This is a genomic window from Terrabacter sp. NPDC000476 (assembly GCF_040300125.1).
Lineage (GTDB): Bacteria > Actinomycetota > Actinomycetes > Actinomycetales > Dermatophilaceae > Terrabacter.
Genome location: NZ_JBEPDF010000003.1, coordinates 242,068 through 255,616, shown reverse-complemented (window position 1 = coordinate 255,616; position 13,549 = coordinate 242,068). Strand labels below are relative to the sequence as shown.

Here is a 13,549-nt window from a genome sequence, read left to right as displayed (position 1 = left end):
CGCTGGACGCGCGGTGGCTCCCCCGGGACCGGTGCCGGTCAGCCGAGCAGGCGCAGGAGCAGGTCGGGCTGCACGCTGACGGCGACGAGCACCGCCGCGCTCAGCACGAGCGCGACGACGACGGCCGGCCGCGCAGCCGTCCGGGTGGCGACCCGAGCCGCGCCGGGTGCCGCATCGGGTGCCGCGTCGGGGGCCGCCACGGCGGCGGCCTCGGGCGCCGTGATGATCCCGCGGACCCAACGGAGGTAGACGGCCACGCCGAGCACCGCGTTGACCGCGGCGATGACGGCGAGCCAGACCCACCCCTGCGCCACGACCGGGCGCAGGGCGGTCACCTTGCCGACGAGGCCGATGACACCGGGCGGCAGGCCGGCGAGGGAGGTGAGCGCGAGCACGAGCGCCCCGGCCCGCCAGGGCGCGCGCTGCCACAGCCCGTCGTAGGCGGTGAGCCGGCGGCCGTCGCGCGGGCGCTCGCCCACCGTCACGGCCACGACCCCGAACGCCACGAGCGTGGCGACGACGTAGGTGAGCAGGTAGGTCGCGCTCGCGGTGACACCGAGCGCCGAGATGCTGACGAGCGGCAGCACGACCCAGCCGGCCTGCGCGACCGTCGACCAGGCCAGCAGGCGCACGACGTCGTGCTGGCGCAGGGCCATGACGTTGCCGAGCGTCATGCTGAGGGCGGCGAGCACCGCCATCGCGACGAGGGCCGGGGTGCCGAGCACCGCCACGGCCCGGAGCACGACGAGCAGCGCGGCGAGCGCGGCCACCTTCGAGACGGTGGCGAGGAACGTCGCGACGGCGACCGACGAGCCGGAGTAGGCCGTCGGCGTCCACGCGTGGAACGGCACGAGGGAGAGCTTGAAGCCGACCCCGGCGACGACGAGCACCGTGGCGAGCGAGAGCACCCCGCCCGAGACCGATGCCCACGCCACGCTCGTGCCGCCGGCGACCGCCGCCCCCGCGGACCCGGACGACCCGACCGAGCCGACCGAACCGAGCACGGCGTCGGGCGTGAGGAACGGGCTGCCCGTCGCGGCGAACCACAGGGCGATGCCGAGCACGAGCAGGGCGAAGGAGACGAGCGAGGTGACGAGCAGCTGCGTGGCGCCGGCCACGGCGGAGCGTCGGCCGGAGAGGGCGACGAGGACGATGACGGGCAGGGTGGCGAGCTCGAGCGCGACGAGCCAGGTGCCGACGTCGCGGCTCGCGGCCACGACGACGGTGCCGGCCAGCGCCGCGAGCAGCAGCACCGCCTCGACCGGCTCGCTCGTCGTGCCGGCCGGGCGCCGCCGGCTGCGGCGGGGCCAGGCGAGTGCCACGCACACGGCGGCAGACAGGGCCGCCGCGAGCTGCAGGGTGGCCCCGAGCGCGTCGGCCTGCCAGAAGCACTGACCGGCCAGCCCCTCGACGGCCGGGCCGCGGGCCGGGCCGCCGGACGGCCCGCCGGCCAGGGCCAGGCACACGGTCGACCGCGTCGAGCCGCCACCGAGGCCGAGCCCCGGCACCGTCGCGGCTGCCGACCCGAGGGCGGCGAGCCCGGCGACGGCATACGGCAGCCGGCGCAGGCGGGGCACGACGAGGTCGGCGACGAGCACCGCGACGATGCCGGCGAGCGGCACGAGCGCGGGCAGGAGGACGGCGTAGTCGATCTCGAGGCTCACGGGCCGACCCCCGCTCCCGAGAGCAGCCCCGCGGAGGCGGCGTCGGAGAGGCGCAGCAGCAGGTGCGGCAGCAGCCCGAGCGCGACCACCGCGACGACGAGCGCGAGGGCGACGGCCCACCGTGCACCGCGGGCGTCGGCGACCGGCTCGGCGGCAGGCCCGGTGGCCTCCTCGCTGCCCTCACCGGCCCAGACGATGCGGGCGACCCGCAGGGCGTAGGCAGCGGCGAGCGCGAGACCCGCCGCGCCGAGCACGACGCAGACGCGGAGGAGGGCGACCGGCCGGTCCGCGGCCGGCGACCACGCGGCGTAGAGCGCGAGGAACTCGCCCCAGAAGCTGACGAGGCCGGGCAGGCCGAGCGCCGCCGCCAGCCCCACGACGAGCGCGAGACCGAAGCGGGGTGCCTTGTCGCGCAGGGCGGCCCGGGCGACGCGGAGGTCGGTCGAGCCCCACTGCTCCTTGAGGTCGCCGACAACGAAGAAGAGCAGGGCCGCGACGACCCCGTGGGCGATGTTGCCGAAGAGCGCGGCCTGCAGGCCCGTCTCGGTGCCGGCGGCGAGCGCGAGCGCGACGAAGCCCATGTGGGCGACGGAGCTGTAGGCGACGAGCCGCTTGAGGTCGTGCTCGACGAGGCAGGCGAGGCCTCCCCAGAGGATGCCCGCGACGCCGAGCAGCGCGAGCACCGGGCTGAGCACGGCCACGCCCTGCGGCACGGTGGCGACGGCGAGGCGCACGATGCCGTAGGTGCCCATCTTGAGCAGCACCGCCGCGAGCAGCACCGAGCCGGCCGTGGGCGCGACGGTGTGCGCCGCGGGCAGCCACGTGTGCACCGGCCACAGCGGCACCTTGATGCCGAGGCCGAGCAGCAGCAACGCGGCGATGGCGACCTGCAGCGAGCGCGAGAGGCCCTCGCCGTGCCGCTCGGCGAGCAGGGTGAGGTCGCTCGTGCCCTGGTGGTGCACGAGGAGCAGGATGCCGACGAGCATGAGCGTCGAGCCGAGCACCGTGAAGAGCACGAACCGGCCGGCGGCGTCGGCCCGCGTCTCGTCGGGCACGTGGTCGTCGCCGAAGCGCCGCACGAGCACCCACATCGGCACGAGCACCACCTCGAAGGCGATGAAGAAGAGCACGGCGTCACGCGCCATGAAGGTCGCGAGCGCGCCCGTCTCGACGAGCAGGATGCAGCCGAGGAAGGTCGACCCGGTGCCGCCGCGCGGGATCGGGCCCGCGAGGGCGTGCGCGACGACGGCCACGGTGAGCAGCGCGGTGAGCAGCACGAGCGCCGCCGAGATGCCGTCGACACCGAAGTGCCATCGCACCCCGAGCGCGCGGATCCACGGTGCGTCGACCTCCGAGCGGCTCCACACCGTGACGACGGCGAGCACGGCCGTGACGACCGTCGACCCGAGCGCGATGCCGCGTTCGACCCGGGACTCGCCGGGGATCGCGACGAGCGCGATGGCCGCGAGCATCGGCACGAGGAGGGTGAGCGTCAACGCCACGCCGTCACCCCCAGCACGGCGACGAGCCCGACGCCGACGAGCAGCGCGAGCACCGACAGGGACGGGACGGCCCGGTGGGCGCGCTCGCCGCCGCGACCCGCGGCGCGCGCGAGCACGGCGGTCGCGCGCGGGTAGGCGTCGACGACGTCGCGGTCGAGGGCGACGACGAGGCGGGCGAGCGCCGTGACCCCGCGCCCCACGCGCACGTATGCCGTGTCGGCGCCGAAGCCGCGCACCGCGCGCTCGCGCACGTCGTCGGGGAGGCGCTCGGCGACGTCGACGGCGCCGCGCCCGGACAGGGACCACACGGCATACGCCCCGCCGGCGACGAGGAGCACCGAGAGCACGGCACCGAGCACGCCGACGTGCACCCCGCCGCGCAGGCTCGTGAGGAAGAGCGTGCCGACGACGGTGAGCGCGGCGAGGACGGAGACGACGAGCGCGGCCGACAGGGTGATCTCGCGGTGCCCGTGGGCGTGCACCCGCTCGACCTCCGCGTCGTCGGCGCTGTCGGCGACCGTCACGACGGGCACCTCCGACGCGGGCACGACGGCCGGCTCGGCGTCGGGCTCCGGGGACGCCACGGCGAGGGGCGTGTCGAGCAGCAGCCAGGCGCGCGTGCAGTAGGCGGCGGTGAGCACGACGGTGACGAGGAGCGCCACGACGACGAGCCAGGCCCGCAGGCCGGCTCCCCCGGTCGCGCCCTCGAAGGCGGCGTCGATGACGGTGTCCTTGGTGAAGAAGCCGATGAGGGGCGGCACGCCCGCGAGCGCGGCGAGGCCGATGCCCGTCGACCACCGCAGGGCCCCGGTCGGGCGCAGCCGGCCGCGCAGCGCGGCGAGCGCGGTGGCGCCGGCGAGCACCGACAGCCAGCCCGCCCCGAGGAAGAGCAGCGCCTTGAAGAAGGCGTGCCCGACGAGGTGCGAGATGGCCGGGGCCGGCCCGAGCTCGGGCGGTGCGGCGGCGAGCGCCGAGAGCATGATCGCGACCTGGCTCAGCGTGGAGTAGGCGAGCAGGCGCTTGAGGTCGGTCTGCACGAGGGCGAGGAGGGCGGCGTAGACCATCGTCACCGCGGGGAGGACCGCGAGCAGCGTGCGGGCGGCGTCGTCCTGGGCATAGAGGGTGAAGAGGCGGGCCACGACGTAGCTGCCGGCGGCCACCATCGTCGCCGCGTGGATGAGCGCGGAGGCCGGGGTCGGGCCCTCCATCGCGTCGGGCAGCCAGTCGTGGAACGGGACGAGGCCCGACTTGCCGGCGACCCCGAGGGCGACGCCCACGAGGCCGACGGTGAGCGCCGCGTCGGCGCCACCCCCCGCGGGCGTGGCCGTGAGCACGGCGACGAGGTCGGTGCTGCCGGCCCGCACCGCGAGCGCGACGAGGCCGACGACCATGCCGATGTCGGCGACCCGGGTGACGAGGAAGGCCTTGTAGGCAGCACGCCGGGCAGCCGGCCGCTCGCTGTCGTGGCCGATGAGCAGCCACGAGCACCAGCCCATGACCTCCCAGCCGACGAGCAGCAGCACGAGGTCGCCGGCCTGCACGACGAGCAGCATGCCCGCGGCGAAGAGCGAGACCGTCGCGGCGAACCGGCCGTAGCGGGGGTCGTCGCGCAGGTACCACGCGGTGAAGACCTGGATGCCGAGCACGACGAGCGCGACGACGAAGGAGACGAGGCCCGACACGCGGTCGGAGAGCAGGTGCAGCGGCACCGCGAGGTCGCCGACGGGCAGCGCCCCGAGCGAGTCGATGTCGGCGACGCCCGCGGGCGCGACCCACTGGACCAGGGCGAGCACGACGACGTAGGCCGACACGGAGACCGCGATCGCGGCGGACGCCACCCGCCGGCGGTGGGCGAGCAGGCCGAGCAGGCCCGCGAGGGCGGGCAGCACGACGACCATGCGGACGATCCAGCTCACGGGGCCGCCTCCCGCACGGGGACGCTCTCTGTGTCGTCCGTGCCCTTCGCGTCGTCCGCGTCGTCGCCGTCGTCGGTGTCGGGCACCCGGGTGAGGTCGATGTGCCCGGCCCGGCGGAACATGACGAGGATGATCGCGAGCGCGACGGTGATCTCCGCGGCGGCGATCGTGATGACGAAGAGCGTGAGCACGGGACCTGCGGAGAACGGCGAGCCCGGTCGCGAGCCCGCCGTCACGAGAAGGAGGTTCGCGGCGTTCAGCACGAGCTCGACGCCGATGAGGACGAGCACGGCGTTGCGGCGGGCCAGGATACCGTAGACGCCGATCCCGGCGAGGAGGGCGGCCAGGGCCGCCGGCAGCTCGAGGTGGATCACGGGCGCCCCCCCGCCGTCGCCGGGTCGGAGGCGGCGTCGGCCGTCGGCTTGCCCGCGGGCACGGCGTGACCGAGCACGAGCCGCGAGACGGCGAAGGCGCCGATGAGCGCGACGAGGAGCAGCACCGAGAGCAGCTCGAACGGCCAGACCCAGGTGCCGAAGACCGCCGTGGCCAGTCGGGTCGTCGTGCTGCTCGTGGCCGACGCGAGGTCGAGGTCGGCGGTGGCGCCGGAGAAGAGCGGCAGGAGCAGCGCCGCGAGCAGGGCGGTCGTCGCGGCCGCGAGCACGGCGCCGGCCGCCCGCTGCCAGCCGGGGGTGTCGATCTCGGCGTGCGGCCCGATCGGGGCGCGCGTCAGCATGAGCGCGAAGAGCACGAGCACGACGATGGCGCCGACGTAGACGAGCAGCTGCACGAGCCCGACGAGCTCCTGGCCGAGCACGACGTAGGCGCCCGCCAGGGAGCCGAGAGACACGAGCAGCCACAGCGCGGCGTGCACGACGTGCCGCGTCGTGACCGAGAGCAGCGCCGTGAGCGCGGTGACGACGCCGACGGCCGTGAAGACGATGTCGCGCGTGGTCACTCGGGCTCCCCGTCCTCGGGTGGGGTGACGGCCGGCAGCTCACGGGTGCGGTCGGTGGTCGGCAGCTCCGTGGTCGGCTGCGACTCACGGACCGGGCGCACCCGAGCGGCGCGCGCGGGTGCGGCGCCGGCGGGCCCCGCCGCCGCGCCCCGTGCGGCGGCCGCCCGCGGCGGCTTCGCGGCGGCGGCGACCTCGGCCGGCTCGGCGCTGGCGGGGTCGAGGGCGGGCGGCGGAGGCACCGTGGCCATCCAGGCGCCGAGGCGGTCCTTCTCGTGGAGCAGGTCGCGGATGTCGAGCTCGGCGTACTCGAACTCGGGGCTCCAGTGCAGCGCGTCGAACGGGCAGACCTCGATGCAGATGCCGCAGTACATGCAGAGCGAGAAGTCGATGGCGAAGCGGTCGAGGACGTTGCGCTGGCGGGCCCGGCCACCCGGCGTCGCCGGCGGCACCTCCTCCTTGTGCGAGTCGATGTAGATGCACCAGTCGGGGCACTCGCGCGCGCAGAGCATGCACGAGGTGCAGTTCTCCTCGGTGAGCGCGATGACGCCGCGCGACCGTGGCGGCAGCGCCGGCGAGACGTCGGGGTACTCCGCCGTGTGCGTGTGCCGGGTCAGCGACCGCGCCGTCGTCGCGAGCCCCTTGACGAGCCCCGGGATCACTCCGTCACCCATCACGCCTCACCTCCCCATCCGAACCGTCGAAAGGCCAACTTTCGAGGGTCCCGAACCGTCGAGTGGCCACATTTGGTGGCCGTATGCCGTCGAAAGGCCAGCTTTGGTGCGTCGGCCAGGTCGAGTGGCCACCAGCGACCATCGGCCACTCGACGGCATACGACCCGCAAAGGTTGGCCTTTCGACGGTTGGGTTGGCGGGGTGGGCGGGGGTCGGGTCATGTGGAGACCACCACCCCTACTGCTGTGAGGGCGAGCTGGAGCAGGGCCATCGGCACGAGCCAGACCCAGGCGAGGCGTTGCAGCTGGTCCTCCCGCATGCGCGGCCACGACACGCGCAGCCAGATGACGACGATCGCGACGAGGAAACCCTTGAGCAGGGTCCAGAGCCAGCCGAGCCACGGCTCGAGCGGCCCCGCCCAGCCGCCGAGGTAGAGCACGGCGAAGAGGAGCGACATGACGACGATGCCGGCGTACTCCGAGAGCAGGAAGAAGGCGAAGCGCAGCCCGGTGTACTCCGTGAACGCCCCGAAGACGATCTCGGAGTCGGCGAGCGGCATGTCGAACGGCGGCCGCTGCAGCTCGGCGAGGGCGGTCACGAGGAAGACGACCGCACCCGGCAGCTGCCAGAGGAGCCACCACGGGTTCCACGCCTCGGCGATGGCGACGAGCGAGAGGCTGCCGGCCGCGAGCGCCACCGAGGCGACCGCGAGCACCATCGGCAGCTCGTACGAGACGAGCTGCGCCGCCGCACGCATCGCGCCGAGCAGGGAGTACTTGTTCGCCGAGGCCCACCCTGCCATTAGGGTGCCGATGATCCCGACGCCGATGACGGCCAGGACGAGCAGCACGCTCGCGTCGACCTCGGCGCCGACCACGGTCGGCGACAACGGGATGACGGCGAGCGCCACGAGGTAGGGGATCAGCGCGACGAACGGCGCGAGCCGGAAGGCCCAGCGGTCGGCGCGGGCCGGCACGATGTCCTCCTTCTGCACGAACTTCACGCCGTCGGCGACGAGCTGGGCCCACCCGTGGAAGCCACCGGCATACATCGGCCCGAGGCGACCCTGCATGTGCGCCATGACCTTGTGCTCGGTCTGGCCCACGAGGAGCGGCAGCACGAGGAAGGCGGCGAGCACCGCCCCGGCGCGCAGCACCACCTCGGCCCACGGGGCCAGCTCGAGGGTCACCGCGGCCCCCACTCGGGCCCGGGCACACCGGGCGCCTGCACCCGGCGACGCCCCGGGGCGCGCGCGGAGTCGTGCCCCTCCCCCGGCTCCTTCGCTCCCGGCCACGCCTTGGACGCCCGGGCCGCGAGGACGAACGACTTGCGCAGCGGCGTGCCCTCGAAGCCGTCCGGCAGCAGGAGCGGCCGCAGGCCGAGGCCCGTGCCGTCGTCGAACCCGTCGAAGTCGACGCCGAACATCTCGTGCGTCTCGCGCTCGTGCCACGCGGCGCCCCGGAAGATCGGGGTGAGCGAGGGCACCGCGAGGCCCTCGGGCACCCGCGTGCGCAGCAGCATGGACGGCAGCCCGCCCTCCGCCCGCGGCGCGCGCGGGTCGATGAGGTGGACGACGACGTCGAAGCCCGCCGCATCGCCCTCGCGGTCGGTCTCGTCGACGGCCGTCAGCCAGTCGAAGTACGTGTAGCCCTCCTCGCGGACGGCGAGCACGGTGCCCGACCACTCCCCGAAGGGGACGTCGCGCACGTCGGTGACCCTCACTGCTCGCCCTCGGCGCGCTTCGGTGCCCGCCGGAGGAGCGGGCGGCGCACGTCACCGGCGCTCGCGACGCGCGTGCCGGCATACCTCCCACGCAGCTTCTGGGCGGTCAGGCGCTCGCTCGCGATCTGCTCCTGCAGCCGGATGATGCCGTGCAGCAGGGCTTCCGGACGCGGCGGGCAGCCGGGCACGTAGACGTCGACCGGCACGATCTGGTCGACGCCCTTCGTGACGGAGTAGGAGTCCCAGTAGGGGCCGCCGGAGTTCGAGCAGGCGCCGAAGGAGATGACGTACTTCGGCTCGGGCATCTGGTCGTAGAGGCGCCGGATCGCGGGTGCCATCTTGTCGGTGACGGTGCCGGAGACGACCATGAGGTCGGCCTGGCGCGGGCCGGGCGCGAAGGGGATCACGCCGAGGCGGATGAAGTCGTGGCGACCCATCGACGCGGCGATGAATTCGATGGCGCAGCAGGCGAGTCCGAAGTTGAAGACCCAGAGGGAGTAGCGCCGGCCCCAGTTGAGCACGACCTTGACGGGCTTGGGCGCGTGCTCCCCGACGACCCCCATCGTCGCGGGCCGCAGGGTGGGCAGCGGCAGGTCCACGGGATCGCCCGCCATCACACCCACCTCAGCAGATCGCGCCGGCCGGCGTGCGCGAGCCCGAGCACGATGACCGCGATGAAGATGCCCATCTCGACGAGGCTGGCGCGGCCGAGGTCGGCGTCGCGGATGACCGTCGCCCACGGGAAGAGGTAGACGGCGTCGACGGCGAAGACGACGTAGAGGAAGGAGAAGACGAAGTAGCGGACCTTCGTCTGCGCCCAGCCCTCGCCGACCGGGTCGACGCCCGACTCGTAGGTCGTCAGCTTCGCGAGGTGGGGTGCGCGGGGCGCGAGCAGACGGCGCACCGCCATCGCCGCCGTGACGAGCAGGACGCCCGCCCCCAGCACCGCTGCGACGGCCACGTACCCGGACATGGCCGTCAGCCTATCCATGCCGCCCGCCGCAGGGGACGTGACGCCACCTCGTCCACGTTGTGGCAGGTGCACGAACTGCGCAGCAGCGAGACATAGCATGGAAGTTGCCCGCCGCACAGGGCTCCGGGCCGTGAATCGTATGGAAGATCGAGGACGTCGCAGAGCATGAGCGCCAAACTGGTCCAGAAGCTCGATCGCGTGGTCATCCGATTCGCCGGGGACTCGGGCGACGGCATGCAGCTGACGGGCGACCGCTTCACGTCGCAGACCGCGCTGCTCGGCAACGACCTGTCGACCCTGCCGAACTTCCCCGCCGAGATCCGGGCGCCCCAGGGCACGCTGCCCGGCGTCTCGAGCTTCCAGCTGCACTTCGCCGACCACAACGTGCTGACCCCCGGCGACGCACCCGACGTGCTCGTCGCGATGAACCCCGCCGCGCTCAAGGCCAACCTGCGCGACCTGCCGCGCGGCGCGACGGTCATCGTCAACACCGACGAGTTCAGCAAGCGCAACCTCGCCAAGGTCGGCTACACCGAGAGCCCCCTCGACGACGGCTCGCTCGACTCCTACGACGTGCACCCGGTCGCGCTCACCTCGATCGCCGTCGAGGCGCTGGCGGCCTTCACCGACCTGACCCGCAAGGAGAAGGAGCGCGCGAAGAACATGTTCGCGCTCGGCCTGCTCTCCTGGCTCTACACACGGCCGATGGACGGCACCGAGGCCTTCCTCAAGGCGAAGTTCGCCGACAAGCCCGAGATCCTCGAGGCCAACCTCACCGCGCTGCGGGCCGGCTTCAACTACGGCGAGACGACCGAGGACTTCGCGGTCGCCTACGAGGTCGCCCCCGCCACGATGCCGGCCGGCACCTACCGCAACGTCACCGGCAACGTCGCGCTCTCGCTCGGGCTCGTGGCCGCCGCGCACCGCGCGCACCTGCCGCTCTTCCTCGGCAGCTACCCGATCACCCCGGCCTCCGACATCCTCCACACGCTTGCCGGTCTCAAGCGCTACGGCGTCGCGACGATGCAGGCGGAGGACGAGATCGCGGGCGTCGGCGCCGCGCTCGGCGCGTCGTTCGGCGGCGCGCTGGGGGTCACGACGACGTCGGGTCCCGGGCTCGCGCTCAAGGCCGAGACGATCGGCCTGGCCGTCTCGCTCGAGCTGCCGCTCATCGTCTGCGACATCCAGCGCGGTGGCCCCTCGACCGGCCTGCCGACGAAGACCGAGCAGGCCGACCTCCTCCAGGCGCTCTTCGGCCGCAACGGCGAGTCCCCCGTCGCCGTCGTCGCCCCCTCCACCCCCGCCGACTGCTTCGACGTCGCCGTCGAGGCCGTGCGCATCGCGACGACCTACCGCACCCCGGTCATCGTGCTGTCGGACGGCTACCTCGCGAACGGCTCCGAGCCGTGGCGGCTGCCGCAGACCGCAGAGCTGCCCGACATCGCCGTGGAGTTCGCGACCGAGCCGAACGCCGTCGACGACAAGGGCCAGCCGGTCTTCCACCCCTACCTGCGCGACCCGGAGACGCTCGCGCGCCCGTGGGCCATCCCGGGCACGCCGGGACTCGAGCACCGGGTCGGCGGCATCGAGAAGGCCGACGTCACGGGCAACATCTCCTACGACCCCGACAACCACGACCACATGACGCGGCTGCGCCAGGCCAAGATCGACGGCATCGCCGACACGGTCGAGCCGCTCGCCGTCGACGACCCGACGGGCGACGCCGACGTGCTCGTGCTGGGGTGGGGGTCGACGTTCGGTCCGATCGCCGCGGCCGTACGCCTGGCGCGGGCCACCGGCGCCCGCGTGGCCCAGGCGCACCTGCGCCACCTCAACCCGTTCCCCGCCAACACCGGTGAGGTGCTGCGCTCGTACGAGCGGGTCATCGTGCCGGAGATGAACCTCGGCCAGCTCGCGCTGCTGCTCCGCGCGAAGTACCTCGTCGACATCGAGTCGCACACCTCGGTGCGCGGCCTGCCCTTCCAGGCGGGCGAGCTCGCCGACGTCATCGCCACCGCCGTGTCGTCCCTGTCGGACGCGCCCCTGAAGGAGGCCGCCAAGTGACCACCGACCTGCCCGTCGACCTCGGTATGCCGACCGCCGGCCCCGGTGCCCTCGGCACCGCCGCCGTGCCCCGGCTCACCGACGGGACCGCACTGACCAAGAAGGACTTCACCTCCGACCAGGAGGTGCGCTGGTGCCCGGGCTGTGGCGACTACGCGATCCTCGCCGCCGTGCAGGGCTTCCTGCCCGAGCTCGGGCTCAAGCGCGAGAACATCGTCTTCGTCTCGGGCATCGGGTGCAGCTCGCGCTTCCCGTACTACCTCGACACCTACGGCATGCACTCGATCCACGGGCGCGCCCCGGCCATCGCGACCGGTCTCGCCGCGACGCGTGAGGACCTCTCGGTGTGGGTCGTCACCGGCGACGGCGACGCCCTGTCCATCGGCGGCAACCACCTCATCCACGCCCTGCGCCGCAACGTCAACCTCACGATCCTGCTCTTCAACAACGAGATCTACGGCCTGACGAAGGGGCAGTACTCCCCCACCTCGCACGTCGGCCAGGTGACGAAGTCGACGCCGCTCGGCTCGCTCGACACTCCCTTCAACCCGGTGTCGCTCGCCCTCGGCGCTGAGGCGAGCTTCGTGGCGCGCACGATGGACTCCGACCGCCAGCACCTGACCTCGGTGCTCCGCGCGGCCGCCGCCCACCGTGGCTCGGCGCTCGTCGAGATCTACCAGAACTGCCCGATCTTCAACGACGGCGTCTTCGACGTCCTCAAGGACCGCACCGAGGCGGCTGCGCGCATCCTGCACCTCACCGACGGCGAGGAGGTCGGCACCGCGGAGACGGTCGTCGTGCGCGACGAGCGGGGCTCTCTCGCGGTCGTGCCGCGGGCCGACGCCGACCCGACCCGCATCGTGCGCCACGACGCCTCGGCCGCGGACCCCTCGGCGGCGTTCGCGCTCTCGCGGCTGGACAGCCCCGACCTCGGCCACGTGCCGATGGGGATCTTCCGCGACGTGTCGCGGCCGACGTACGACGACTCGCTCCGCGAGCAGGTCGCCTCGGCCCGCACCGGCGAGGTCACCGACGCCGACATCGACGCCCTGCTCGCCGGCCGGGACACCTGGACCGTGGGGGCGTGACCACCCGCGAGACCAGCACGGCCGTCGACACCCCGGCGTCGGTGGGCTCCCCGCAGAACGAGGTCGGGCGCGGCACGCTGCTCGGCTTCGCGGCGTACGGGATCTGGGGGCTCTTCCCGCTCTACTTCGACGCCCTCAAGCCCGCCGGGCCGTGGGAGATCCTCGCGCACCGCATCCTCTGGACGCTGCTGCTCTGCCTGCTCGTGCTGCTCGTCTCGCGCGACCTCGGCTGGGTGCGGCCGCTGCTCCGGCGGCCCCGGCTGCTCGCCGGCACCGCCGTGGCCGCCGTCCTCATCGCCGTCAACTGGGTCGTCTACGTCGCCGCGGTCACCTCGGGCAACACGTCCGAGGCGGCGCTCGGCTACTTCCTCAACCCGCTCGTCACCGTGGCCCTCGGCGTCGTCGTGCTCGGCGAGCGCCTCCGGGTGCTGCAGTGGGTCGCGGTCGGCATCGGCGTCGGCGCCGGCGTCTACCTCGGCGTCGCGGGTGGCCGCGTGCCGTGGGTCGCCCTGGCGCTGGCGTTCTCGTTCGCGCTCTACGGCCTGACGAAGAAGAAGGTCGGGGTCAGCCTCGACGCGATCCACGGCCTCACGGTCGAGACCGTGGTGCTCGCTCCGGTGGCCGTCGTGCTGCTGCTCGTCGTGGGCTCGCAGGGTGGCCTCGAGTTCGGGCGGCACGGCGGCGTGCACACCTCGCTGCTCGTCCTCTCGGGCCTCGTGACGGCCGTCCCGCTGCTCTGCTTCGCGGCCGCGGCCCGGCGCATCCCGCTCGTCTCGATCGGCCTCATCCAGTTCATCACCCCGGTCATGCAGCTGCTCTGCGCGGTGCTCCTCCTCGACGAGCACATGCCGCGGGAACGCTGGATCGGCTTCGCCGTCGTGTGGGTGGCGCTCGTCGTGCTCACCGTCGACTCGCTCGTCGGGATGCGCAGCGCCCGCGCCGCCCGGCGCCAGCTCCCCGTCGACGACTGCCCGCGCTGAGCCGCACGGGACCC

The 13,549-nt window shown here is 73.8% G+C and carries 13 protein-coding genes; 3 read left to right on the top strand and 10 right to left on the bottom strand.

Annotation, left to right across the window (positions count from 1 at the left end):
- Positions 1 to 38: 38 nt before the first annotated feature.
- From ABT295_RS17205 to ABT295_RS17160, 10 genes are all read right to left on the bottom strand, one after another.
- Entirely contained in the window at positions 39 to 1,664 is a 1,626-nt protein-coding gene (locus ABT295_RS17205; protein WP_352395619.1) for an NADH-quinone oxidoreductase subunit N, read from the bottom strand.
- Complete coding sequence (locus tag ABT295_RS17200) at positions 1,661 to 3,166, bottom strand: complex I subunit 4 family protein (protein WP_352395618.1); 1,506 nt, start codon at positions 3,164 to 3,166, stop codon at positions 1,661 to 1,663. The genes ABT295_RS17205 and ABT295_RS17200 overlap by 4 nt, the downstream gene beginning before the upstream one ends.
- Positions 3,157 to 5,082, bottom strand: a complete 1,926-nt coding sequence (locus ABT295_RS17195) for an NADH-quinone oxidoreductase subunit 5 family protein (RefSeq protein WP_352395617.1) — start codon at positions 5,080 to 5,082, stop codon at positions 3,157 to 3,159. Before ABT295_RS17195 ends, ABT295_RS17200 begins: the two co-directional genes overlap by 10 nt.
- Positions 5,079 to 5,456, bottom strand: a complete 378-nt coding sequence (nuoK, locus tag ABT295_RS17190) for an NADH-quinone oxidoreductase subunit NuoK (RefSeq protein ID WP_502991191.1) — start codon at positions 5,454 to 5,456, stop codon at positions 5,079 to 5,081. The genes ABT295_RS17195 and nuoK overlap by 4 nt, the downstream gene beginning before the upstream one ends.
- Positions 5,453 to 6,037, bottom strand: coding sequence for an NADH-quinone oxidoreductase subunit J family protein (locus tag ABT295_RS17185; protein WP_352395616.1), 585 nt, complete (start codon positions 6,035 to 6,037; stop codon positions 5,453 to 5,455). The genes nuoK and ABT295_RS17185 overlap by 4 nt, the downstream gene beginning before the upstream one ends.
- Positions 6,034 to 6,708 (bottom strand): NuoI/complex I 23 kDa subunit family protein, encoded by a 675-nt coding sequence (locus ABT295_RS17180; protein WP_352395615.1) that lies wholly within the window; start codon positions 6,706 to 6,708, stop codon positions 6,034 to 6,036. The genes ABT295_RS17185 and ABT295_RS17180 overlap by 4 nt, the downstream gene beginning before the upstream one ends.
- Before the next feature lie 217 nt (positions 6,709 to 6,925).
- Positions 6,926 to 7,897, bottom strand: a complete 972-nt coding sequence (gene nuoH, locus ABT295_RS17175; protein WP_352395614.1) for an NADH-quinone oxidoreductase subunit NuoH — start codon at positions 7,895 to 7,897, stop codon at positions 6,926 to 6,928.
- Complete coding sequence (locus ABT295_RS17170) at positions 7,894 to 8,430, bottom strand: NADH-quinone oxidoreductase subunit C (RefSeq protein ID WP_502991190.1); 537 nt, start codon at positions 8,428 to 8,430, stop codon at positions 7,894 to 7,896. Before ABT295_RS17170 ends, nuoH begins: the two co-directional genes overlap by 4 nt.
- Positions 8,427 to 9,044: an NADH-quinone oxidoreductase subunit B gene (locus ABT295_RS17165; protein WP_352395612.1), complete on the bottom strand. Its 618-nt coding sequence runs from the start codon at positions 9,042 to 9,044 to the stop codon at positions 8,427 to 8,429. The genes ABT295_RS17170 and ABT295_RS17165 overlap by 4 nt, the downstream gene beginning before the upstream one ends.
- A complete protein-coding gene (locus ABT295_RS17160; protein WP_352395611.1) occupies positions 9,044 to 9,403 on the bottom strand; it encodes an NADH-quinone oxidoreductase subunit A in 360 nt (119 codons plus the stop codon). Before ABT295_RS17160 ends, ABT295_RS17165 begins: the two co-directional genes overlap by 1 nt.
- Before the next feature lie 165 nt (positions 9,404 to 9,568).
- Between ABT295_RS17160 and ABT295_RS17155 the strand changes: the two genes are divergently transcribed.
- From ABT295_RS17155 to rarD, 3 genes are read left to right on the top strand one after another with little or no spacing between them, the layout of a single operon-like run.
- Positions 9,569 to 11,467, top strand: a complete 1,899-nt coding sequence (locus ABT295_RS17155) for a 2-oxoacid:acceptor oxidoreductase subunit alpha (RefSeq protein ID WP_352395610.1) — start codon at positions 9,569 to 9,571, stop codon at positions 11,465 to 11,467.
- 8 nt (positions 11,468 to 11,475) lie between these two features.
- Positions 11,476 to 12,555 (top strand): 2-oxoacid:ferredoxin oxidoreductase subunit beta, encoded by a 1,080-nt coding sequence (locus ABT295_RS17150; RefSeq protein ID WP_352395939.1) that lies wholly within the window; start codon positions 11,476 to 11,478, stop codon positions 12,553 to 12,555.
- On the top strand, positions 12,552 to 13,535 hold the full coding sequence (gene rarD / locus ABT295_RS17145) for an EamA family transporter RarD (protein ID WP_352395609.1): 984 nt from the start codon (positions 12,552 to 12,554) through the stop codon (positions 13,533 to 13,535). The genes ABT295_RS17150 and rarD overlap by 4 nt, the downstream gene beginning before the upstream one ends.
- Positions 13,536 to 13,549: the final 14 nt, after the last annotated feature.